Annotated in this window: 22 protein-coding genes and 3 pseudogenes; 19 read left to right on the forward strand and 6 right to left on the reverse strand. The window is 32.7% G+C overall.

The window, feature by feature from the left end:
- Window positions 1-179: 179 nt before the first annotated feature.
- From HT720_RS00070 to HT720_RS00080, 3 genes and pseudogenes are all read right to left on the reverse strand, one after another.
- Window positions 180-782, reverse strand: a pseudogene (locus HT720_RS00070) (histidine phosphatase family protein).
- Between the two features lie 9 nt (window positions 783-791).
- On the reverse strand, window positions 792-1,631 hold the full coding sequence (locus HT720_RS00075) for an HAD family hydrolase (protein WP_173274349.1): 840 nt from the start codon (window positions 1,629-1,631) through the stop codon (window positions 792-794).
- Between the two features lie 96 nt (window positions 1,632-1,727).
- Window positions 1,728-2,609, reverse strand: a complete 882-nt coding sequence (locus HT720_RS00080) for a helix-turn-helix domain-containing protein (RefSeq protein WP_173274350.1) — start codon at window positions 2,607-2,609, stop codon at window positions 1,728-1,730.
- A gap of 107 nt (window positions 2,610-2,716) precedes the next feature.
- Here HT720_RS00080 and HT720_RS00085 point away from each other — a divergent pair, with 107 nt between their 5' ends.
- The 14 genes and pseudogenes from HT720_RS00085 to HT720_RS10130 form a co-directional block, all read left to right on the forward strand.
- Entirely contained in the window at window positions 2,717-4,153 is a 1,437-nt protein-coding gene (locus tag HT720_RS00085; RefSeq protein ID WP_173274351.1) for a glycoside hydrolase family 1 protein, read from the forward strand.
- A gap of 75 nt (window positions 4,154-4,228) precedes the next feature.
- The gene (locus HT720_RS00090) at window positions 4,229-4,567 is read left to right on the forward strand and encodes a putative quinol monooxygenase (protein WP_173274352.1); all 339 of its coding nucleotides are present in this window, start codon (window positions 4,229-4,231) and stop codon (window positions 4,565-4,567) included.
- Between the two features lie 189 nt (window positions 4,568-4,756).
- A complete protein-coding gene (locus tag HT720_RS00095) occupies window positions 4,757-6,193 on the forward strand; it encodes a 6-phospho-beta-glucosidase (RefSeq protein ID WP_173274353.1) in 1,437 nt (478 codons plus the stop codon).
- Window positions 6,194-6,244: 51 nt separating this feature from the next.
- Window positions 6,245-6,484, forward strand: coding sequence for a SemiSWEET transporter (locus HT720_RS00100; RefSeq protein WP_000580381.1), 240 nt, complete (start codon window positions 6,245-6,247; stop codon window positions 6,482-6,484).
- 129 nt (window positions 6,485-6,613) lie between these two features.
- On the forward strand, window positions 6,614-6,928 hold the full coding sequence (locus HT720_RS00105; protein ID WP_173274354.1) for a PTS cellobiose transporter subunit IIB: 315 nt from the start codon (window positions 6,614-6,616) through the stop codon (window positions 6,926-6,928).
- 123 nt (window positions 6,929-7,051) lie between these two features.
- Window positions 7,052-9,025 (forward strand): PRD domain-containing protein, encoded by a 1,974-nt coding sequence (locus HT720_RS00110; protein WP_173274355.1) that lies wholly within the window; start codon window positions 7,052-7,054, stop codon window positions 9,023-9,025.
- Window positions 9,026-9,034: 9 nt separating this feature from the next.
- Window positions 9,035-9,349 carry a PTS cellobiose transporter subunit IIA gene (locus HT720_RS00115; protein WP_001070943.1) on the forward strand — a complete coding sequence of 105 codons (315 nt, stop codon included), beginning with the start codon at window positions 9,035-9,037 and terminating at the stop codon, window positions 9,347-9,349.
- 18 nt (window positions 9,350-9,367) lie between these two features.
- Window positions 9,368-9,874 (forward strand): hypothetical protein, encoded by a 507-nt coding sequence (locus HT720_RS00120; protein WP_173274356.1) that lies wholly within the window; start codon window positions 9,368-9,370, stop codon window positions 9,872-9,874.
- A 79-nt stretch (window positions 9,875-9,953) separates the two neighbouring features.
- Window positions 9,954-11,300 (forward strand): PTS cellobiose transporter subunit IIC, encoded by a 1,347-nt coding sequence (gene celB, locus HT720_RS00125; RefSeq protein ID WP_173274357.1) that lies wholly within the window; start codon window positions 9,954-9,956, stop codon window positions 11,298-11,300.
- Between the two features lie 382 nt (window positions 11,301-11,682).
- Window positions 11,683-11,859, forward strand: a complete 177-nt coding sequence (locus tag HT720_RS00130) for a hypothetical protein (RefSeq protein WP_000050754.1) — start codon at window positions 11,683-11,685, stop codon at window positions 11,857-11,859.
- Entirely contained in the window at window positions 11,859-12,230 is a 372-nt protein-coding gene (locus HT720_RS00135) for a Fic family protein (protein WP_240156306.1), read from the forward strand. Before HT720_RS00130 ends, HT720_RS00135 begins: the two co-directional genes overlap by 1 nt.
- A gap of 26 nt (window positions 12,231-12,256) precedes the next feature.
- Entirely contained in the window at window positions 12,257-12,733 is a 477-nt protein-coding gene (pezA, locus tag HT720_RS00140; RefSeq protein WP_173274358.1) for a type II toxin-antitoxin system antitoxin PezA, read from the forward strand.
- Window positions 12,733-13,494: a type II toxin-antitoxin system toxin PezT gene (pezT, locus tag HT720_RS00145; protein ID WP_173274359.1), complete on the forward strand. Its 762-nt coding sequence runs from the start codon at window positions 12,733-12,735 to the stop codon at window positions 13,492-13,494. The genes pezA and pezT overlap by 1 nt, the downstream gene beginning before the upstream one ends.
- Window positions 13,495-13,568: 74 nt before the next feature.
- Window positions 13,569-13,715 (forward strand): annotated as a pseudogene (locus tag HT720_RS10130) (AAA family ATPase); the annotation flags it as partial.
- A gap of 280 nt (window positions 13,716-13,995) precedes the next feature.
- On the opposite strand, the pseudogene HT720_RS00150 reads toward HT720_RS10130, so the two are convergent.
- From HT720_RS00150 to HT720_RS00160, 3 genes and pseudogenes are all read right to left on the reverse strand, one after another.
- Window positions 13,996-14,319: pseudogene (locus tag HT720_RS00150) on the reverse strand (site-specific integrase); the annotation flags it as partial.
- A 345-nt stretch (window positions 14,320-14,664) separates the two neighbouring features.
- Window positions 14,665-16,203: a response regulator gene (locus HT720_RS00155; RefSeq protein ID WP_173274360.1), complete on the reverse strand. Its 1,539-nt coding sequence runs from the start codon at window positions 16,201-16,203 to the stop codon at window positions 14,665-14,667.
- Window positions 16,184-17,854, reverse strand: coding sequence for a histidine kinase (locus tag HT720_RS00160; protein ID WP_173274361.1), 1,671 nt, complete (start codon window positions 17,852-17,854; stop codon window positions 16,184-16,186). Before HT720_RS00160 ends, HT720_RS00155 begins: the two co-directional genes overlap by 20 nt.
- 202 nt (window positions 17,855-18,056) lie before the next feature.
- Here HT720_RS00160 and HT720_RS00165 point away from each other — a divergent pair, with 202 nt between their 5' ends.
- The 5 genes from HT720_RS00165 to HT720_RS00185 all read left to right on the forward strand — a co-directional run bounded on the left by HT720_RS00165 (window position 18,057) and on the right by HT720_RS00185 (window position 24,523).
- Window positions 18,057-18,974, forward strand: coding sequence for an ABC transporter permease subunit (locus tag HT720_RS00165; RefSeq protein ID WP_000861540.1), 918 nt, complete (start codon window positions 18,057-18,059; stop codon window positions 18,972-18,974).
- A gap of 17 nt (window positions 18,975-18,991) precedes the next feature.
- The gene (locus HT720_RS00170) at window positions 18,992-19,888 is read left to right on the forward strand and encodes an ABC transporter permease subunit (RefSeq protein ID WP_173274362.1); all 897 of its coding nucleotides are present in this window, start codon (window positions 18,992-18,994) and stop codon (window positions 19,886-19,888) included.
- Between the two features lie 9 nt (window positions 19,889-19,897).
- A complete protein-coding gene (locus tag HT720_RS00175; protein WP_049521062.1) occupies window positions 19,898-21,463 on the forward strand; it encodes an extracellular solute-binding protein in 1,566 nt (521 codons plus the stop codon).
- A gap of 205 nt (window positions 21,464-21,668) precedes the next feature.
- On the forward strand, window positions 21,669-22,313 hold the full coding sequence (locus HT720_RS00180; protein WP_173274363.1) for a YesL family protein: 645 nt from the start codon (window positions 21,669-21,671) through the stop codon (window positions 22,311-22,313).
- The gene (locus tag HT720_RS00185) at window positions 22,310-24,523 is read left to right on the forward strand and encodes a TIM-barrel domain-containing protein (RefSeq protein WP_173274364.1); all 2,214 of its coding nucleotides are present in this window, start codon (window positions 22,310-22,312) and stop codon (window positions 24,521-24,523) included. Before HT720_RS00180 ends, HT720_RS00185 begins: the two co-directional genes overlap by 4 nt.
- The last annotated feature ends 153 nt before the right edge of the window (window positions 24,524-24,676 follow it).

The raw sequence follows: 24,676 nt of genomic DNA on the forward strand, positions 1-24,676 counted from the left end.
ACCTTCGACGCACACCCGCATAGCGGGTGGTTTATTTGTCTCGTACCTAACGGAGCGAGACGGACTAATAGTCACATAATAAAAAAAGTCATGGAGATTTTTAAATTTCCATGGCTTTTTGTTATTGCAGATGATAATTGTTAAAACTAACGGTTCTAATAAATTAATTTATCTAATTTTTATTGATTAGAATTATTATTCCAATTGCTAAAATCATGATTGATAACTTCTTCTAAATAAAAAATATCGTTAGAGTATGTGAACTTGAGAATTCAACAATTTGTCATTCTATTTTGAATAGTTGTTTGTTCTTACTTTTCCCAGACTCTGGCAAAATTTCGAATAGCTGCTCCATGGGACACAATAAGAATAGAGTTTCCTGTATCTTCCTTCATAAGTGAACAAATAGTGTTATTTATGCGCTCTTGTAAATCTAATTGAGATTCTCCACCATAATAGACGAAGAAATCGTTATAAGGGATAGAGGGATTTAGATTTTCGCTTTCTCCTTCAAAAATACCAAAATTCCATTCTTTGAGACCTTTAATTCGTGTATAAGGTATTTTTCCATCAGTTACAATTTCCAAAGTATCGCACGCGCGCTCAGATTTTGAACTAAAAGCACTGTCAAAGATAATTCCATGTTCTTTGAAATATTCACTTGCTACTTGAGCTTGGTATATCCCAAAGTCTGTTAGCGGAGAATCACACCAACCTTGTATAAGATGACGTTTGTTGAAAAGAGTTTGTCCATGACGCATTAAATAGAGAGTTTTTTTCATTTTACTATCCTACAGTAGATTAAATTTTTTAAAGGCATTATAAAGTCCATCTTGTCGAACATCATCTGTTATAATATCAGCCATAGCTAGTATTTCAGGACCGCCATTACCCATAGCAACACCAATATGGCAGGTTTCGAGCATTGGAATATCAACTTTAGCATCACCAAAAGCAATTGTATCAATATGATTTGCTCCTAAATGCTTAAGAATGATGTTAACAGCGTGTGCTTTATTAATATCCTTTACCCCTAAATCACCAAATAGAGCTGATTCTCCTCGACCTCCCCAAGTACCAGCTTTTAGGTGTGGGAAAGCTTTTTTAGAATCTAAGTGATCTTGGTAGGAATTGAGAATAAAACTAATTTTATTAAGATCGTCTCGGTACAGTTCTCCACCATAAACTAATCCATGTAGCGCATCTTCTGGCTCCATGTTTAAAATTTGGTCTTCACTAGCTCCTTTACCTAAGGCATAGATGCAGAGTATCTGTCTTGCAGCATCACGAAAATTACGGCTCGCAAATAATCCGTTATTACTTTCAAGATAGAACTCTAATCCTCTTGATTCAAGCCAATCAACAACTTGTTTGGCAGTCTCATACGGAATCAGTTGATGCATGAGAACTTGATTTTTGTACTCAATGTAGGAACCATTTCCTCCAATGATACCATCGAAGCCAATATCTAAAATTTTGTTTGGCATCTCAGCTTTACTTCGTCCAGTGCAAAGGAATACTAAGTGTCCATTTTTTCGGGATTGTTGGATAGCTATTTTAGCTGAATCGGGTATGTGGTTATCGTAGTCAACAATGGTCCCGTCAACATCAAGGAAGATAATTTTTTTCATACTTTTACTCCATTCTTTAGCTTGATTTTACAGTATGATAATAAATGTTTCTACTGATATTCTAGCCAATTGTAATACTTTTCTAAGGTAAAATATCTATTTATCTATTTCTTCTCTATATTTTCGGGGAGTAGTTTTGTAAACTTTTTTGAATTGGCGATTAAAGTTTGATAAGTTTTTAAAACCTACCTCTGAGGAAATTTCTAGAACAGATAGAGTAGAGTGTTGAAGAAGTTCAGTAGCTTTACGTAAACGATAGTGGATAAGATAGTCCATACAACTAACTCCTAAATTTTTTTTAAAGAAATTCATAAAGTGTGTTGGACTATAGCCACATAGTTTTGCTAGAAGATTAATTGATAAATCTTCCTGATAGTGTTCGCTTATATAATCGATAATTGTTCTAATTTTTTCTTCTCTACGATAACCATCTATTGATTGTTTACTTGAATACACATAATTATATTGAAAGAGAAGGTGAAGCAGTTTTAGTAACTCACTTTTTAATTCTAGTTCAAAAAATGTTTTTCTATGGTATCCTATTTCCATTGAATTGATTAGTGTTTGTCGAATTTTTGTATAACCAGGTTGATTGGGCTTAATCACACGTTTAAAGTCTAGTTGTCCATTATATAGGGGGTGTAAGTAATGAATTGATGCAAAATCCTTTGTAGAATAACCAATTAAGTCTAATTGAAAGTTTATTGCATCCATGCAGTGATAAGTATCTTCAATTGGGTGTATAGAATGTAAAGCGTTAGGACGTATTAAAATAATATCTCCTTTTTCACTGTTAAAATAGTCTGTATCTATATGGAATCTTGCTTGTCCTTCATGTACGTATATGATTTCCATATCTGTATGCCAGTGAAACAGGATATCAGGTAGGCCATCTTCCATAATAGTCCGGGTAAGAGAATAGGGAATTAATTCATTTTTATAAGGCGTGTTTTTATGTAGTTGTCCAAGATCAATCATAGGTTTCCTCTTAATAGGATAGTATCGTTTTTTGCTATTATTGTGCAAGATTTGTCACTTTTATTTAATTATAATATAAGTATAGAAAAAAACAAAGGAGAAAATAAATGAGTAAATTTTCTGAAGAATTTTTATGGGGTGGAGCTACAGCAGCTAATCAGTATGAGGGTGCTTATAATGTAGGTGGTAAAGGTTTATCTGTTCAGGATGTGACACCTAGGGGTGGAATTCCAGTAAGTGATAATGATCTAAATCCATTCATTACAGAACTACCTACAGAAGATAATCTTAAATTGGAAGGAATCGATTTTTATCACCGTTATAAAGAAGATGTTGCTTTATTTGCAGAAATGGGATTTAAGGTATTTAGAACATCGATTGCATGGTCACGCATTTTTCCAAATGGTGACGAATTGGAACCAAATGAAGAAGGATTACAGTTTTATGATAATCTTTTTGACGAACTAGCTAAATACGGAATAGAACCTTTAGTAACATTATCCCATTATGAAACCCCACTGCACTTGGCTAGAAAATATAATGGATGGGTTAATCGTGATTTGATTGGTTTTTATGAGCGTTATGTTAGAACTGTTTTCAATCGTTATAAAAATAAAGTCAAATATTGGTTGACTTTTAACGAAATCAACTCTGTTTTACATGTTCCTTTTATGAGTGGCGGTATTGCAACTCCAGTCGAGAAATTATCTAAACAAGATCTTTATCAAGCGGTTCATCATGAGTTAGTTGCATCCGCTTTGGCAACGAAAGTTGGACATGAAATTAATCCAGAATTTAAAATTGGATGTATGGTTTTGGCTATGCCAACATATCCTATGACACCGAAGCCAGAAGATGTGTTGGCTGCGCGTGAATTTGAGAATCAGAATTATCTATTTTCAGATATTCATGCTCGCGGTAAATATCCTAAATATATTCAAAGATTCTTTAAAGAAAATGATATCAATATCAAATTTGAATCAGGGGATAAGGAGTTATTAGCTGAAAATACTGTGGATTTTATTTCTTTCTCTTATTATATGAGTTCGGTTCAAGCACATGATCCTGAAAATTATCAATCAGGCATTGGAAATTTATTGGGAGGAATTGCTAATCCTTATTTGGAAAGTTCAGAATGGGGTTGGCAAGTTGACCCTATTGGTTTACGTATAGTGTTGAATAATCTTTATGATCGTTATCAGTTGCCGTTGTTTATTGTTGAAAATGGTTTGGGTGCTAAAGACGTTCTAATTGAAGGTGCGGATGGACCTACTGTTGATGATGACTATAGAATCGATTATCTCAAAAAACATCTACAACAAGTAGGTGAAGCTATTGAGGATGGAGTAGAATTGTTAGGTTATACTACATGGGGATGTATTGATTTAGTATCAGCTTCAACGGCCCAGATGAGTAAGCGTTATGGCTTTATTTACGTAGACAGAAATGATGATGGATCTGGAACATTAAATCGCCATAAGAAAAAATCATTTTATTGGTATAAAGAAGTGATTGAAAGTAATGGCGAAACGTTAGATAATTAGTTCATAAAAAACAAGTTTAGATTCTCATCTAAGCTTGTTTTTGAAAATTTGAAGGATAATTTTGGAGGATATGAGATGACATTGATTATTCATGTATATTATAAGGGTGATGGAGATAGTGCAATAAAGTTTGCAAGAGAAATGCTTGATAGGGGCCTTGTTGAAGAAATTAGAAATCAAAAAGGTAACTTGAAATACGAATATTTTTTACCAATTGAAAAAGAGGGAACTATTCTCCTTATTGATCAGTGGACAAATCAAGAAGCTTTAGATAAACATCATCAATCAAAGACAATGCAGAAAATCTTAGATTTAAGAAAAAAATATCACTTGCAGATGCAAGTTGAACGTTATATAGAAGATGATTCTGGGATACCAGAAAGCGATAAGTCGTTTATAGACACAGGAAATTAGAATTATTGTGAGAGTTTTTGTAGTTTAAAAGTATTGAAAATCGTAAAGATATCATTACGAGAATACAAGAAGATATTGTTCTATTTCCGTTAAAAATTACTTCTTTCCTTAACAATAAGGAAAAAGAATGCGTTTTCATATTTTGGTTTGAGGTTTATAATAAGAGTATCAAAGTCAGGAGGAAAAAAGATGACTACTTTTAAAGATAGATTTTTATGGGGTGGAGCTGTTGCTGCTCATCAACTTGAAGGCGGATGGCAAGAAGGTGGCAAGGGAATTAGTGTTGCTGATGTTATGACTGCTGGTCGCCATGGAGTAGCTCGTGAAATTACTTCGGGAGTTTTAGAGGGTAAATATTATCCAAATCATGAGGCGATAGATTTTTATCATCGTTATAAAGAAGACATAGCACTTTTTGCTGAAATGGGATTTAAGTGCTTCCGTACCTCTATTGCATGGACACGTATCTTTCCAAAAGGTGATGAGTTAGAACCTAATGAAGAGGGATTACAGTTTTATGATAATCTTTTTGATGAATGCTTAAAGAATGGTATTGAACCTGTCATCACTCTATCTCATTTTGAAATGCCTTATCACTTAGTGACCGAATATGGCGGTTGGAAAAATAGGAAATTGATTGATTTCTTTGTTCGTTTTGCAGAAGTCGTATTTAAACGTTACAAAGATAAGGTTAAATATTGGATGACTTTCAATGAAATCAATAATCAAGCGAATTATCAGGAAGATTTTGCACCATTTACTAACTCAGGTATTGTATATGAGGAAGGTGATAATAGAGAAGCAATTATGTATCAAGCAGCACATTACGAATTAGTTGCTTCTGCACGAGCTGTAAAAATTGGTCATGAGATTAATCCAGATTTTCAAATAGGTTGTATGATTGCGATGTGTCCAATTTATCCAGCTACTTGCAATCCTAAGGATATCTTAATGGCAATGAAAGCTATGCAGAAACGTTATTATTTTGCTGATGTGCATGTTTTAGGTAAATATCCTGAACATATTTTTAAGTATTGGGAACGAAAAGGTATTTCAGTTGATTTTACAGAGCAGGATAAAGAAGATTTACTTGGTGGGACTGTAGATTACATTGGTTTCAGTTACTACATGTCCTTTGCTATCGATTCTCATCGTGAAAATAATCCTTATTTTGATTATCTTGAAACAGAGGATTTAGTAAAAAATAATTATGTTAAGGCTTCTGAATGGGAGTGGCAAATTGATCCAGAAGGTTTGCGTTATGCGTTAAATTGGTTTACAGACCACTATCACTTACCACTCTTTATTGTTGAAAATGGTTTTGGAGCTATAGATCAAGTTGCAGCAGATGGTATGGTACATGATGATTATAGAATTGAATATCTAGGTGCCCATATTCGTGAAATGAAAAAGGCTGTAGTTGAAGATGGTGTTGATTTAATGGGTTATACTCCATGGGGATGTATTGATTTGGTTTCAGCTGGTACCGGTGAAATGCGGAAACGTTATGGCTTTATTTATGTAGATAAAGATGATAATGGGAAGGGAAGTTATAATCGTTCCCCGAAAAAATCTTTTGGCTGGTATAAGGAAGTTATTTCATCTAATGGCGAATCAGTAGAATAGTGTAAACAAACTGAGGTTATTCTCAGTTTGTTTAGTAAATTGGGGTAACATATGATTGGAAGTATTGCAGCAATTTTAACAACATTTGCATTTTTACCACAAGTTTTTCGTGTAGTTAAGACAAAGGATACGGAATCTATTGCTCTAGGTATGTATGTTATGCAAGTTATTGGTATTGCATTGTGGCTTGCTCATGGTATTCGTATAGGTGACTTACCTTTGATTTTAGCAAATAGTGTTTCATTTCTATTTTCAGGAATAATTTTATTTTATAAATTGAAGTATAAATAATTTTTTTCCATATCATTTAGGAAAATGAGGGAATTGTCATTGAAAACGCTTTATCTTATAATGAGATTAGATAACAAATAAGCCAACTTAGCACAGCTTTGATTGGATTTAAGAAAAGGAGAAAATATTATGGCAAAAGCTTTAATTATTTGTGCAGCAGGAATGTCTTCATCACTTATGGCAAAGAAAACAACAGAGTTTCTAAAAGGAAAAGGGAAAGATATTGTAGTTGATGCTGTTAGTGCTACTGAAGGAGGGAAAGCTATCGCAGCAGCAGATTTTGATTTATATCTCGTCAGTCCTCAAACAAAAATGTACTTTAAGCAATTTGAAGAGGCTGGTTCTAAAGCAGGAAAACCAGTTGTACAAATACCTCCTCAAGCATATATTCCTATTCCAATGGGTATTGAAAAAATGGCCAATTTGATTCTTGAGAATATTTAATAAACATATAAAATGCCATTAAATATTTAAGTTAAGCTAAATTGTTTTGAGTTTGATATAAACTGATTTAAGTGTATAATATGCTTTAATATATGAAAACCTACGTTTTAGGAGGGAATAAATGTGTTAAACATTAAAGAGAAAGATATCCTTCAATTTTTAATAAAAAATAAGGAACGTTTTGTTACAAGCAAAGAACTGGCAGAATATTTATCCTGTTCAGATAGAACTGTTCGTAATGCACTGAAACTAATTGAGAAGACCATGATAATTCAAGGCGTCCAGTTGATTTCAAAACAAGGTCAAGGGTATCAAATATTTTTTGAAAATCAAGGTGCTTACCAGGAGTTTAGACAAACTTATGAACTGGAAGAAGACTATACGAAAACTGCGGTTTCAAAAGGTGATGATCGTTTAGTATTTATCTTAAATAAATTATTATTTGAGCAAGTTCCAGTTCTTTTTGATGATTTAGCTGATGAACTTTACGTTAGTCGTTCAACATTATCTCATGATTTCAAAAAGATACGAGTGATGTTATCAGAGTATAATTTGTCTATTGAGAGTAGGGCGAATAAAGGAGTCTATGTCTCAGGTGAGGAACGTGATAAACGACGTTTTATCATGCATTATTTCCTAGAGAATCAATTTTTAAAAACATTACATTGTTATGTGAAATTTAACTTTTTTGATCAAACTGTACCATTAGAAGAATTTGCTAGAATTGTTTTGGATGAATGCCAAGAGGCCAACCTAAAACTATCTGATTTTGTACTACAGAACTTAGTAGTTCACATAGCATTGTCTATGATTCGTTTAAAATCCGGATTTGAAATAAAAAATATAGACTGTCAGATGACTGATGATGCAATAGAGAGAAAGGTTGCCCAAAGAATTCTTTCTAAAGTAAGTCAAGTAACAAATCAGGAATTTCCAGTTCAGGAAATAGACTACATTACTTTGCATTTGTTAGCTAAGAGTCAACAATGTCAAAAAAATCAGAAGAATATTTCTGAAGAAGTTTTAAAAAAATCTTTATTTAAAACATTTCAGGATTTAGGATTAGATGATATGTATCACTTTTCTTCAGATTTCCAACTAATTGAAGGATTGATAACTCATCTAATGACACTACAAGTACGTTTAGAAAGTCGGATTACCTTAAATAACCCTTTGGTAGAGGAAATTAAACAGAATTATAGTGATATTTTCTTTATGACTAGAGAAATTCTTGCAAATATGGATATGTTCATGGAGTGGTCAATATCAGATGATGAAATAGCATATGTAAGTCTTCACTTTTTAGCTGCTATGGAACGTAGCAAAGAGAGTACTAAGTTTAATATTCTTGCTATTTGTGCAACGGGATTTGGTGCAGCCCAAATGTTAAGAAATCGTTTGGAAACGGAGTTTGGGAAGCGAGTAGAAGTTGTTGACGTAATAGGCTATTATGAATTGAATCAAGAAAAACTTAAAGGAATAGATTTTATAGTATCAGCTGTTGATTTATCGAATCTATATTTTCAAATTCCAGTTTTTAAAGTTAGTGTATTTCTTAAGAGTGATGAGATGGAAATGATTCGAAAAGCTATGGATCAGATGCAAGTTTCTAGTCATGTACAATCATCAAAGATTAGCAAATTTGAAAACAACAGCTTCAGACAGTATTTCAGTAAAGAAAATTTTTTAATAAGTACTGAATCAGACAAGGTAAATTTACTTGAAAAGATGATTGAGGGTTTATCTATTGGCGAATCAAATGAGTTTGAACAATCTTTACTTTATGGAATTAAACAGCGCGAAGAATTAAGTTCAGTTGTTTTTTCTGAAAAAATTGCAGTTCCGCATCCTATTCAGCCCTTTGGTACAGAGGGAAAGGTTTCGGTTGCAATTTGTAAAGATTCGTTATTCTGGGATAATCAAAGCTCACATGTTCAGCTAGTATTTCTTCTATCTCCATCAATATATGGGAACGAAGGTTTGGCAACTGTGACTAAAAAGATAGTCTCTCTGACAGAGAATGCTGAATTGCAAAATCAGCTAATATCTTGCAATAACTTTGAAGATTTTATTAACATATTTGAGAAGATAAAATAGGAGGTTCATATGAATCAAGAGGAACTGCAGGTTGCAGCATTTGAAATTATCCTGCATTCGGGAAATGCAAGGTCAGAAATACATGAAGCATTTGCAAAAATGAGAGAAGGTAGTTTTGATGATGCAGAAAGTAAATTAAATCAATCAAATGAGATAATTCTTGAAGCGCATCATGCACAAACCAAACTCTTGCAAGAATACGCAAGTGGAGTGGAAATTAAAATTGAAATTATCATGGTACATGCTCAAGATCATTTAATGACCACTATGACATTATTAGAAGTAGCAAAGGAAATGTTAGCTCTTTATAAGAAAGTTAACTAAATATAAGGAGGGAATGATATGGATAGAAAAGAACGACAAAAAATTGAACAACAACGTCGAGAGATGGCTCTAACTAATACTTTTTTCAATCGATATCTTCTTCTACGTTATTCAATAGCACTCTTCTTTTTTGGAAATGTTTATTGGCTTTTGAATCAGTTTATTAGTCCCTCGCTTATTATTATTTTCCCCATTATGCTCATAGTATTTTCTATTTTGGCAACTGTTGAACAATTTAAACTTTATGGAGATAGGAAAGAAAAGTTGGGAATAACACTAATGTTTGTTAGAATACAAATGCTTATTTCAATAGGATTACTTGTTTTAACTTGGACAAGTTGGTTTACGAATCTTTTTCCGATTTTTGAAAATAACCAAGTAGCACGTTTATTTGTTTTTGTAGTTCTTCTATTAGGTTTAGTTCTGAGTTTGTTAGACATTAGAAGAATTAAAAAAATTTATAAACGAACAGATAAGGCTTATCAACAATTTGTCCAATTGGAAAAGAACTCACTTAGTTTATAATCCTGATCTAGTATCATTTGTATTTGAAACTAGTCTTTAAAAAGTAAAAATTATTATGTTTTATTAAGGAGGTCTATTTATGGATCAACAAAACGGGTTGTTTGGTTTCCTTGAAAACCATGTTATGGGACCAATGGGCAAACTTGCTCAGTTTAAAGTAGTGCGTGCTATCACGGCTGCAGGTATGGCTGCTGTACCATTTACTATTGTAGGATCAATGTTTTTGGTATTCAGTATTTTGCCACAAGCTTTCTCATTTTGGCCAATTGTGGCAGATATTTTCTCTGCTTCATTTGATAAATTCACATCACTTTACATGGTTGCAAACTATGCGACTATGGGTTCTCTATCTCTTTATTTCGTTCTATCACTTGCATATGAATTGACAAAAATTTATGCAGAGGAAGAAGAACTCAATATGAATCCTCTTAATGGTGCCTTGCTTGCCTTGATGGCTTTTGTCATGACAGTACCGCAAATCATTTTTGATGGTGGAATGATGAAGGCTGTGACAAGTCTAAAAGAAGGCGCAGTAATTGCAGATGGATGGGCAATGGGAAATGGAGTCGCACGTTTTGGGACAACGGGGATTTTTACCGCAATCATTATGGCAATTGTGACAGTTCTTATTTATCGTATGTGTGTTAAAAATAATTGGGTTATTAAAATGCCTGAAGCTGTTCCAGAAGGAGTTTCTCGTGGATTTACCGCTTTGATTCCAGGATTTGTTGTTGCATTCGTTGTTATCTTTATCAACGGTCTTCTTGTAGCAATGGGAACAGATATTTTTAAAGTCATTGCAATTCCATTTGGTTTTGTATCCAATCTGACTAATTCATGGATTGGTTTAATGATTATTTATCTGTTGACTCAATTACTTTGGATTGTAGGTATCCACGGTGCTAACATTGTTTTTGCATTTGTTAATCCGATTGCTCTTGCTAATATGGCTGAAAATGCTGCTGGCGGGCACTTCGCTGTTGCAGGTGAATTTTCTAATATGTTTGTAATTGCAGGTGGTTCTGGTGCAACTTTAGGCCTATGTTTATATATTGCTTTTGCCTCTAAATCTGAACAGCTTAAAGCAATAGGACGAGCATCTGTAGTTCCAGCCTTATTTAATATTAATGAACCATTAATTTTTGGATTACCTATTATCTATAATCCAGCCTTGGCTATACCATTTATTTTAGCACCAATGGTTACTGCTACTATTTATTACGTAGCGAATTCTCTAAACTTTATTAAGCCAATTATCGCACAGGTTCCATGGCCAACTCCAGTAGGGATTGGAGCTTTCTTAGGGACAGCAGATCTTCGAGCTGTATTAGTTGCTCTCGTTTGTGCATTTGCAGCATTCTTAGTTTATCTCCCATTCATCCGTGTATATGATCAAAAACTAGTGAAAGAAGAGCAAGGCATTTAATAAGAAAAAAAGTATATTCGATGATAGAATCCATATAGTTTAAATAATGAATGTTAACATTAGCAGTGAAGAGATCTTTTTAAGTTATTCTTCTCTGCTTTTTCATTTTATTTTTTTGCTATGTAGGGTATGAAGCAAAATAGAAAGTAGTTCGAATAGTTGATAAACAGGGAACTGCTGTTACTTTAAAAAAACAATACAGTAAAGTATGTTATCGTAGAATACGATACAATAGTAAAAAAGCAAAAAGAACGCGTTTTCATCTTTGAGTTTGAAGTTTATAAAATAGGCTAAATGTGCTGAAATTTAGAGATTACAGACAAAATAAAATATTTAAAAGCTACAGAGAAACATGGTATAATGTAACTATAGGAGGTAGTATATGTCCTTAGATATAGATAAAGAAAAGATGACAATCATGGGAGTAGCTTTTGAAAACCGCTCCGTTTTTAAGAGTGTTTGGTATGCTTTAAGTACAAATATGATTGAAGGATGGCGACCTACGGTTAGTGATGTTGAAAAATTACGAGATGAAGCTCTTGCTCTGGGGATGGCTTAATGAAGCGTAAATGTTATGATTCTTATGACTATATTGATCCGAATAATTTATATACCTATCCAGATTCTTCAGTTCTAAGAAATAAGCAGGAAGAACGAGATGAGCAAAAAGCACGCGATCTTGAATATCGTATGGTTGCTAGTAAGAGTTTGAAATTATTTATCAATTCTATCCCAGTTTATAGTGTAGAAGATATATTGAAAATTCATCAATTTTTGTTTGAAGATATGTATCATTGGGCAGGTGAATTTAGAAAAGTCAATATTTCAAAAAGTGGTAATGCTTTTATGCCGATTCAGTCTTTCGATACAGCAATAAAGTTTGTGTTTTTTGACGCATCAAAAATGGTGCGTTTCTTTTTTGTGCTATAATAGAAATAAATAGAAGGAGGGATCTTATGATTGGAGAAAATATAAAAACATTACGTAAAACACATGATCTCACCCAACCTGAATTCGCAAAGATTATTGGTATCTCTCGAAATAGCCTCAGCCGTTATGAGAATGGGACAAGTTCAGTTTCGACAGAATTAGTAGATCGTATCTGCAAAAAATTTAATGTTTCCTATCTCGATATTGTAGGGGAGGAAAAAATGCTCACACCAGTAGAAGATTATCACTTAACATTAAAAATAGAATTGATAAAGGAACGAGGAGCGAATATCTTAGCGCAACTTTATCGTTTTCAAGATGAACAAGGAATTGAATTTGATGATAGTTCTAATCCTTGGGTTCTAATGAGCGATGATCTTTCTGATTTGATTAACACGAAGATTTATCTTGTTGCTACTTTTGAGGAAGTAGAGCGATATAATGGCTATTTGGATGGCATTGAACGTGTGCTAGAACAAGCTAGTCATCTGGTGGTGGTTTAATGAAATTAGATAAATTTAGCCAGGATGACTTTATTAAAGTCTCTAATCGACTCGTTCGTTCTTTAACTCGTGGAAAAACAACTTCATCTCAGCCCAAGGCTATTTTGCTTGGTGGACAGAGTGGTGCTGGTAAAACAACGATTCATCGAATTAAACAAAGGGAATTTCAAGGAAATATTATTATCATTGATGGAGATAGTTATCGCTCTTTTCATCCGAACTACCTTGGTCTACAGGAAAAGTATGGTAAAGATAATGTGGATTATACCAAAGTATTCGCGGGACAAATGGTTGAATATCTTGTAGATGAGTTGAGTAAGCAAGGTTATCATTTATTAATCGAGGGTACCTTGAGAACAACCGAAGTTCCTCGAAAAACAGCACAATTATTGACAACTAGAGGCTATCAAGTCTCACTTGTACTAATTGCGACTAAGCCAGAATTGTCCTATCTCAGTACTTTGATACGTTATGAGGAGCTCTACGCCATAGATCCTAGTCAGGCTAGAGCGACTCCTAAAGCACACCATGATGGAATTGTAGAACATTTGGTTGATAACTTACGGGAGTTAGAAAAGGATGAATTTTTTAAACAGATTCAAATTTATCAAAGAGATCAATCGTGTGTTTATGATTCGCAAGTAGACGAAACCTCAGCAGCAGAAGTTTTACACGAATGCCTATTTGGAAAATGGAACACGGTGGAAGAAGAGATGTTGAAGATAGGACAGGAAAGGTTGAGGGAGTTAGGTGATAATTGATAAGTGACGCAGGGGTAATTTATGAGTACACTAAAAAGTAATTTATTTCCATAAATCTACAGCAATAGTTTTTTACAGAAGCTAATGATTTATTGTCTAGAAAAATCAAAATTGTATTAATTGATGAATGTGATAAAGTAAATGCTGCCTTATAAAATGTTTTTTATCAAATGTTTGATGAGGGAGAGTTGGAAGATATAAATTACTTGGTAGATGTTTCTATAGGGCAAAATTCACACCATTTAACTGAAACTTATTCAAATTAGTTGTAAATTTATTTTCAGGAAACACGGGAAAACGTTGATTTTAAAGGAATGACGAAATTTGTTGAAATAAAAATGTATCAAACCAGGCTTGAAAAAGGCTCGTAAAGCATCACAGTTCTCAAAACGTTAATCAATCCGATTATATCAACGTTTCAACGCACTCAAGAGTTTACCTTATGGGTGCTTTTTTATGCTTTTTGAAAAAGTTCACCTCAAAATTTACCTTATTTTCACCTCATTGTTTTAGAGACTTTAAAGCAAATTCACCAACTGCCATAGGAACTACATGAGAAGTATTGACATAAATCTGAGTTGTACCTGTATCGCGTAATTTATGAGGTGTAGCATGTGTCAGCTCTTTATGTCGCTTTCTAATACTTTTCATTTTGTTGTTTAGATAGTCAGCATGTAAAGGCTTATTGATGTTTCCTTTTGTGTCGATATATGTAAAAACAAATTGTTCTGGATTACTGATGATGCCAAACTTTGCCAGTTCATATTTTTGTTGTTCTTTCTAAGAGGTAAGAAGCTGAAGTAAGTCATTAGAAATAGAGAAAATGAAGCAAATATTTCCATAATAAAACGCATATTATCAGGTTTCTTTGAACTGCATCCCAAAAGTTAGATTTTTTCTGTCTAACTTTTGGGGTGCAGTTCAGTAAAAGCTTGATAGTATACGTTTTATCCTAGAAATATTTGCTGGCTGTTTTTCTCAAACTGACTTTTTAAGAAGTTGCCTTATCAACAATTTTAAAGAAATTTTTGGAGATATGTTAGACTGAAAGATATTGTCCTGATGATAATCTAAAAAATTATCATTTAACTTATCTTTGGAAAAACTGTAGAATGTCAAAAATTACTACAGACCTTGAATTTTACTTATCATTTCAATGATTTAGATTGCTTACATTTTGTTTTGATAAGTTTTACGGTAATCTCCAGGAGAAAGTCCAGTCCTTTGTTTAAAAATTTTAGTAAAGTAAGAATAATTATCATACCCTACTTGACAAGATACTTGTGATATCGAGATATTTGTTTGAGATAGGAGAGATTTAGCAGCATTAATGCGTTTATCCGTTATATATTTAACAAGAGTTTCTCCAGTTTCTTTTTTAAAAATTCTAGCTAAATGATCTGCGCTGAGATAAACCATATCTGCTAATATAGAACGATTTATATCTTCATAGTAGTGATGATCTATGTATTCGACGATGCGTTGAATACTATTTTTTTGGTTTTCAATGTTTGTTGCAAATTTCTTAGCATGTGACCAGTAATAATCAAAGTAATCCTGAAAAGATTCAATTGAATGAAAGCGTCGTTGGAATAAGAAATCATGAGTGCTGTTTTGGAATAATTTATGAGCTGAAATTCCATTTTGATCTAGATATATTCCTATTTGTTGAGTCCAATCTAGTAAAATTTGTTGTAGCGTGAAAGTAGGAATTTGAGAATTATAGGCAAGTGAATTAATTTTTTCTCTTAATTCGTATTCACTTAGGGTATCTAAAAAAGTAATTGAAAGAGTTTCTGTTTTAAAGGAAGTTGGAAAACTATGTGGAACACATGTAATAGTATTCCAATAAGAAACATATTGTTCATTATAAGTGTAGAGTTCTTTGGTATGAAATAAAATATCGGATATTTTATGGCAACTCTTATATATAATGTTGGAGTATTTACTAAAGTTATTAGAAATTTGAGAATGAATCTCATATGCCAATTTGTCACTACGTTTTGATGAGTCTACTCTAAAAAGACAAACATATTGATCAACCTGGCTTTCCATCTTGAATAGACTTATCAGCTTATAAGAAGGTTGTGAAATTCTTTGAAGTTCTCTTTTTAGTTGAGAAGTCCATGATGGAGTTTCTGCAGAATAATCTTCTTCATTAAGATTGATTGTTAAAACTGCAAGAAAAAAATACTGGTGTTTTTGAAGAATAAAATCTTGTTTGCTTGCTATATTTTCTAGCTCATCAATGCGAGAAATTTGAGGTTTTCTAAGGTAATCATACCAGAAGTTATCTTCTATTTGTAAAAGTACATCATTTTTTCCATTTAAGTTATGATTCTCAATTTTACTAATGGCTTTTTGAATAATAAATTCTAATTTTTCAAAGTTAATGGGTTTTAGATAGTATTCAAAGCTTTGCAATTCAATTGCTTTTTGAGCATAGTTGAAGTCGGCGTAATTGGTTAAAAAAATTGTTTTTATATCATATTTTTCATTTCTAATCCACGATAAGAGTTCGAGACCGCTACCTTGAGGCATTTCTATATCACTTATCATGAGATCAATAGGATGCTCTCTAATAATATTTTGAGCTTGAGTGAGGCTATAGGCAACATAAACAATGTCAATGTGTAGTTTAGCCCAATTTATTTTCTCTCGTAAAGCTTCAATGATAAAACGATCGTCATCAACCAATAAGATGTTCATTATAACCTCCGTCTATAATCTTGTATGGAATAAGTAAAAGAATTTTAGCCCCACCTTCTTCATTATTTTCAAATGTAATAGTATAGTCGTTGGGATAGAGAAGATTTAAACGTTCGATGGTGTTTGTGATCCCAATATGATGTCCATCTTCTGTTATTAGAGACTGTTTCTGATTTAGTTTTGATAAAATTTCTTCAGAGAAACCTGGACCATTATCCTCGATACAAATCTGAATATAATCTGAGTTCTCAGTTTTTACTTTTTTTATTGATAGTAAAATTGTAAATAAATCCTGAAATGAAAAACCGTGTTTGATTGTGTTTTCAATAAATGTTTGTAAAAGTAACGATGGGACAAGAGTATTTTGTAGATCAGAATTGTAGTCTAGTGAAAAGTGGATATTATTTCCATATCGAATTCGTTGTATTTCTAAATAATCTTTAATATGCTGAACTTCATCTTTAAGTTCGGAAAAATCTTGATTAGCCATAAATAAATGACGGAGATAATTTGAAGTTAGTATAGTTAAGTCTTCAATTTCCTTGTAGTTTTTTGTTTGAAGCATACTATGAATCATTGATAACATATTTAAGTAGAAATGCGGCCGGATTTGATTCTTAAGATAATTAAGTTCGATCTTCTTAAGTTCTAGTTGTGAATGGTATTCCCGTATTTTTAATTCTTGCATGTCAAATATTACTTTATTAAGTTTATCATTTGCCTTATCAATTTCTAGTATACTTTCAGATATAAAAAATTCAGAGGGGGGGATGGAGTCCCCGAGTTGAGAGAGTCGTTCAGTGAGTCTTGTTATTGGTTTAATCATCCACTGACGAATATACAGGATAATGATGATTGATAAAATGGTGATAATGATAGGAACAGCTGATAAAAATACTTCTAAGAGTGTGATATTTCTAAAGACTTCGGCATAATCGACTAAAACATAAATATCGAAAGGTAAATGCGTTTTTTCATTTTGAGCATGAATTAGGTAGTTTTCGGAGGGTATATTGTTAGGCTCTTTTAGGGAAAGTTTACCATTATTTCCAATATTGAGTTTTCTTAGAGGTTTTAGGATATCTTCTGAAGATATGACGGCATAAATGATTTTTCCTTCGTAATGAACAGATTTAACTAAGTATTCGCTGTTTTTAGTAGTTACATTTTTCCATTTACGGTCACTTATATCACTACGCAATGATTTTAGATTTGATTTTAATAGTAGATAATCTTCATATGGAATATAAAGATTGGAGACGTTTATAAAATGTTCAGTACTATCGGTTTCTAATAAGAATGTCATATGAGTTTCATTTTGATATTCAAACTCTATAAAGCTAGTTTGAACTTTTTTAAGATTTTCTTGATACTCAAGAAACGTTTGTACATGATTTAAGTTCTCTAAAGATTCATTATGTGTTATTGTTGAGTACATAAAGCGTTCTACAGAATGCAATTTCTCATTAACAGAATCAGCATAAATTTCAATTGAACTACGTAGGTGTACTATATTTTGGTTTTTAATAAAATTTCTGGTTATGTTACTCATAGCAATATTGATTAAAATATTTATCAATAGTAGTACAAGTAGGAGTTTAAAGAAAAAATGAATGGAATGTTTTTTTGATAAGTCGTGATTTAATTTCATATACTATTCTCCTCTTAAAATTATAGCACTTTGAAAATACGATATCATGTAACAAAACAGATATGTTTTATCAAGATGTCGGAAAAGTAATAGTTTTTAAAATTAAAAAACTGAAAAATTGATAAACCTAGTCCAAAAAGTTCTATTAAGGGAATTCTATATGGTATAAAATAATCGTAGAAAATCAGATGGGAGGAAAAACATGAAAGTAGCATCTCAACTTCATAAAATAAAATTAAAGCATAGTATTCCGTTATATATATTACTTTTTCCTTCAATATTGCTATTAATTTTATTTTCCTATATTCCCATGTTGGGACTTATTATTGCATTTAAAGACTATTCACCAGCCAATGGTATATTTGCTAGTCAGTGGGTAGGATTTAAGTACTTTACTCAATTTTTCTCATCATTCCAATTCGGGACAACTATGTTCAATACATTAAAAATTTCACTTTATAGTATTGTAGTAGGATTCCCCTTACCTATTATACTAGCTATCATTAGTAATCAGTTAAGAGTTGGGAAATTTAGAAAAATATTTCAAGTGACAACTTACTTACCCCATTTTATCTCTACAATGGTTATGTGTGGGATGATTATCTTATTTTTATCTCCTACTAGTGGTTTGTTAGCGAATGTATTTAAGTCTGTTGGAATTACTATTCCAGATTTTTTATCAAAACCTAGTCATTTTGCAGGTGTTTATGTTTGGAGTGATGTATGGCAACATATTGGTTGGGATAGTATTATTTATCTGGCGGCGCTTTCTGCAATTGATCCTACATATTATGAGGCTGCAACTATGGATGGCGCTTCTAGGTTACAAAAAATTAGGCATATAGAATTACCATTACTTTTGCCAACTGCTATGATTTTGCTAATATTAAGAGCAGGTAGTTTATTAAGTGTAGGTTTTGAGAAAGTGTTACTATTACAGAATCCTCTTAATTTAGCAGGAAGTGAGATAATTTCGACCTATGTTTATAAAGTTGGTATGGTGAATTTTCAGTATAGTTATTCGACAGCTATAGGGTTATTTAACACCGTAGTCAATCTAATAATTTTGTTATCTGTTAACTGGTTCTCAAAAAGATATACTAGAACGGGTCTTTTTTAAAGGAAGGAGTGCTTCAAGTGAGATGGTTTCATAAATCAAGAAAAACAAACTCTGAATTATTATTTGATATAGTTACCTATGGTTTAGCAATTTTCCTTATCCTGTTAATTGTTTATCCGTTATGGTTTGTAGTGATTGCATCTTTTAGTAATCCTTCAGATGTTGCAAACGGGAAGGTATGGTTTATTCCAAGAGAATGGAAATTAGATGGATATTTACGTCTTATTCAACAACCTTTATTCTTACGTAGCTATCTAAATACCATTTTATATACTGTTGTTGGTACCTTAGTTGCTTTAGTAGTCAATATTCCAGCTGGTTATGCTTTATCTAGAAAAGAATTAGTTGGTAGAAAATGGATGAGTATTCTATACATAATCCCTATGTTCGTATCAGGTGGCTTGATTCCTACCTACTTAACAGTAAAGAATGTTGTCCTAATTGATACATTTTGGGTAATGGTAATACCTTTTGCGGTTTCATCATACAATATTATTGTTGCTAGAACTTTCTTTAATAATAGTATTCCAGACGGGATGTGGGAGGCTGCGCAAATTGATGGATGTGGTACAATTCGTTATTTTATTAAAATAGTTGTTCCGTTATCAAAAGCTATTATAGCAGTTATTGGACTTTGGACTGCAGTTGGTATTTGGAATTCGTGGTTTAATGCTTTAATTTATTTAACGAATGAAAATTTACAGCCATTGCAATTAATTTTACGACGTTTACTAATTAGTAATCAAATGTTACAATCGCAAGCAACAGGAGAAGTTGCATCAGATCTTCGTATTAAAGCCGATATGATGAAATATGCAGCAATTGTTATTTCAACCGCTCCGATTATGTTGCTATATCCCTTTGTTCAAAAATATTTTAATCAAGGCGTAATGATTGGCGCCTTGAAAGAATAGGAGAAAAACATGAAAAATAAATCATTTACATATTTGTTCTTAGGAACAGTTACACTTGCTGGCTTAACAGCCTGTGCAAATTCTAATAATGCGAATAAGGACGATAAGTCTGGAGAAGATTCTTATAAAATCACAACTGTTCGTTGGTCTGACTGGGGAGAAGATTATCATAAAGGTTTTCTAACTGATTCTGCCAAAGAATCAGGTATCGATGTTAAATGGGACACACTTGTAGCTGCAGATTGGGCAGATAAGAAATCTGTGTTGGTTGCTAGTGGAGATTTACCAGATGCATTTTTAGGTTCAAATGCTTTTACAGATTCAGAAATTGCTCAGAACCAATCTTTATTTATTCCATTGGAAGATTTAATCAAAGAAAACATGCCAAATTTAACTAAGGCTATGGAGAAAGAACCTAAGATTAAAGCTATGATTACTTCACCAGATGGTCATATCTACAGTCTACCTAAAAAATTACCGATGCGTCCTACTGTAGCTAATCAGCTATTTATTAATAAAAAGTGGCTGGATAATTTAGGATTAAAGGTTCCAGAAACTTATGATGATTTAGTAAAAGTACTACAAGAATTTAAGGATAAAGATGCGAACGGAAATGGAGACGCTTCTGATGAAATCCCATTTGGAGCAGGAAACTTTGATCCAACATTCTCATATATTCTTCCGTTCAATAATCGTTTAGGGGCAGATAATACATATGAAATGTCTGTAAAAGATGGGAAACCAGTCTACCTTCGTACAGAGGAAAGTTATAAACAAGGGATTGCAGCAATGCACGAATCTTATAAAAAAGGTTTGATTGATCCGGAAATCTTTACAGAAGATACCTCTATGAGTGTAGCAAAACGTATGGATAAGGGAGTATCTAGAGTAGGTGTTTCTAGTGGTTGGACAGCAGATGCAACGTTTGGCTTACATTCAAGTGAGTATATTGCTCTACCTGCTTTAAAAGGTATGGATGGTAAACAATATGTCTTTTCTGATCCAGATCATTACAACTACGGTCGAAATGAAATTTTGATTACAAATAAGAGCAAAAATCCTGCTAAATTATTGAAATGGTTGGATAAATTATATACAGATGAAGCAAGTATTCAGAATTTCTATGGATCATTTGGAATAGCTACTGAAAAGAATGGTGATAAGTTTAAAGTGTTACCTCCTAAAGATGGTAAATCAGCCGATGAGTATGCATGGATTAATTCACTTCGAGATTTTGGTCCTAAATACGTAAGCGATGATATCAATAGTCGCGTAGAAATCGATCAAACACAAGGTGATGGATTGAAATTGAAGATGGACCAAGATTTGAAACAATTTGCGTTGCCAGCTTACCCTAATGTGATTTATTCACAAGAAGAGCTTAACAAATTATCATCAATCTATGTGAGTATTGAATCTTATGTCAAACAACAAGCATCTAAATGGGTAGTTGAAGGTGGCATAGAAAAAGAATGGGACTCATACAAAGAAACTCTTAAGAATATGGGATTGGACGAATTTATGAAGATTCAACAGGAAGCATATAATCGTTACCAAAAAGAAGTCAAAGAGTAATACTTTATATGAACTCTTGGTTGTATAAACAAGGGACTAGCTAATTACAGGAAGCGAGACTGATAACATCAAATTATCTCGCTTCCTTTATTCTAATTTTTAAAGAAATTTGGAAATGTTTTTTAAATAATTTAGGTAATATTTTTGTGCAACTGACATTCTAAAATATAGAGTTAAGGCAATCGATTTTATGGAGATATCTATTATGCAAAAATTATTTTCATTAGATGGAAAAGTGGTTAGAATTTTAACTTTTTTGACAGATTTAATTATTTTAAATACTCTATTTATTGTTAGTTGTATTCCAATAGTTACAATTGGGGCATCACTAACTTCTCTTACGACAATGTGGTATCGTATTTTAAAAGGTAAAGATACCGATATTGCTTATCATTATTTTCGGATCTTTAGACAAAATTTTAAACAATCAACTTTTATTTGGTTGTTTATCCTCCTAATAGAATTACTTTTATATGTGAACTATTGTCTTTGGGGCTATTCAAGTTTACTTTCAGAGTATAGTTTATTGTTAGTGTTGCCCTTTTTATTTGTTATAATACTTTTGATGAGTGTTATTTTTCCCTATATTGGTCTATTTAAAGATAATCTAAAAAATAGTATTGTAAATAGCGTATTAATTTGTATGTTAAATCCAATACAAGCTATCATGTTGGTTTTATTTAATATTTCTGTACTATATATGAGTTTTAGTAGTCCAGAACGCGTTTTAACAGCTATTTACGTATTTACATTTGGGGGATTTGCTTTTTGTGGATTGATGAATGTAACGATAACAAATAAAATGTTTGATAAGGTAAAGAAATTTACTAAAAGGAGGACAACAAATTGAAAATTTTTAAGGGAGAGTTTTATCGAATCTCTGTATTAACAGACAAGCTAGTAAGGTTAGAATACTCTCAAACTGGAAGTTTTGAGGATAGGACTACACAACTTATCTATAATAGAGATTTTGGCCAAGTTTCGTTAGATTATATCGAGACATCAAACGTACTAGATATTATGACGGACTATTTTCATCTGCACTTTAATAAAGGAGAATTTAACGCCGAAAATTTATTTATAGAATTAAAAGGAAATTTTGCCGTATATGGTAGTCGCTGGTATTTTGGTGAATCTATTGAAACGTTAAAAGGAACAGCTCGGACTCTGGATGAGGCAGATGGAGCAATCTCGTTAGAAGATGGAATTATTAGCAGAAATGGTATAGCCTTATTGGATGATTCTCAAGGATTTATTTGGGATGAACAGTCTGGTTATATTGAGAGAGAAAATCAAATTGACCTCTATTTCTTTGCCTATGGGCATGATTATAGAGGAGCAATCAGAGACTTTTACCATTTGACTGGTTCAACACCCTTGTTGCCAAGATATGCTTTAGGCAATTGGTGGAGTAGATATTGGCCTTATACGTCGGATGAATACTTGGATTTAATAGACAGATTTGAAACAGAGAACATTCCATTATCTATCGGTGTTTTAGATATGGATTGGCATATAACTGAAATTCCAACCCGTTTTGGAAGTGGCTGGACAGGATATAGTTGGAATAGAAACTTAATACCTAATCCAGAACAGTTATTGCAACAACTTCATGATAGAAAGTTAAAACTCTCCTTAAATGTCCATCCTGCTGATGGTATACGGGCTTATGAAGAAGCTTATCCTCAAGTCGCAAAACGATTGGGGTTAAATGTAGAATTAGAAGAACCTGCTATTTTTGATTTTTTTAATCCCTCTTTTAGGGAAGCCTACTTTAAAGATGTTCATTATAAGCTAGAAAAGCAGGGAGTAGATTTTTGGTGGATTGACTGGCAACAGGGGACTCAAGGCATGTTGGATCCACTGTGGCTTTTAAACCATTATCATTATCAGGATAGTTGTAAAAATGCAGAAGGTGGCTTAATTTTATCAAGGTATGCAGGTCCTGGTAGCCACCGCTACCCTGTTGGTTTTTCAGGAGATACCATTATTAGTTGGAATTCCTTAAGATTTCAACCTTATTTTACAGCGACAGCATCAAATATCGGTTATAGTTGGTGGAGCCATGATATCGGTGGGCACATGCTGGGGGATTATGACGAGGAGCTACAAACTAGATGGCTACAGTTTGGTGTTTTTAGTCCGATCACTCGATTACATAGTTCTAGAAGTCCCTTCAATAGTAAAGAACCTTGGTTTTTTTCAGAAACAACATCTAAGATTATGAAGAAATACCTTCGTTTGAGACATCAGATGATTCCATATCTATATACCATGAATGTAAAGACACACGAGGAAGGTGCCCCATTAATTAGCCCAATGTATTATTTCTACCCAGAGAATGATGAGAGTTATAATGTCCCAAACCAATACTTTTTTGGAACAGAACTGATGGTGGCTCCCATTGTAGAAAAGATGGATTTGGAATTCCAATCTGCAAAAGTAGATGTATGGTTCCCTGAAGGTGAATGGTATGACTTCTTTTCAGAGAAAAAATATACAGGTGGTGTGAAGTTGAGTGTTTATAGAGACATTTCGACGATGCCTGTGTTTGCAAAAAGTGGTGCAATCATTCCCTTGGTTGGTTCTGAGATAGATATGGGTGTTGATTTACCTGAAGTTGTAGATTGGTATGTATTCCCAGGAAAACAACATTCTTTTGAAATGATTGAAGATCAAAATGGTCAAAGATATAAAACAAGATTATCAATCGATTGGGAAATGGGGATGGTAGAGTTAACATTACAAGGAGATTCTAGTATCGTTCCAAGTAATAGAAGGCATAGAATTCATTTTAAAGGAACGAATGTGTCTATCATTGAATTGCCAAATAAGAATGATACAGCTAGATTTGAATTGAAAGATAATAAAACGACATCTCTAAATGATGAAGTTTTTAGACTACTAAAGACGGCTTCTCTTCCATATGAATTAAAAGATAGATTGTTAAATCAATTCATCAATGCCAAAAATTCTCATGAGTTAATGAATATCTTACATCATCAGGATAAGGAATTGAGAGGGCGTTTGTTGGAAATGATATTTACTAATGAAAACTAATTGAGAAATTTCGTACACAATTTCTATTATTTAATGTGTAATAGTTTTACATCTCTATGCTTATTGACTTGTATTTTAGTAATTACAAGTTTTGCATAGGGATGTTTTTGTTTACTGAAGAGGAAAAGATAAGTATGTTTCAAGGTTTGGAAC

The sequence above is a fragment of the Streptococcus sp. 68 genome, from assembly GCF_013277415.1.
Classification (GTDB): Bacteria; Bacillota; Bacilli; order Lactobacillales; family Streptococcaceae; genus Streptococcus.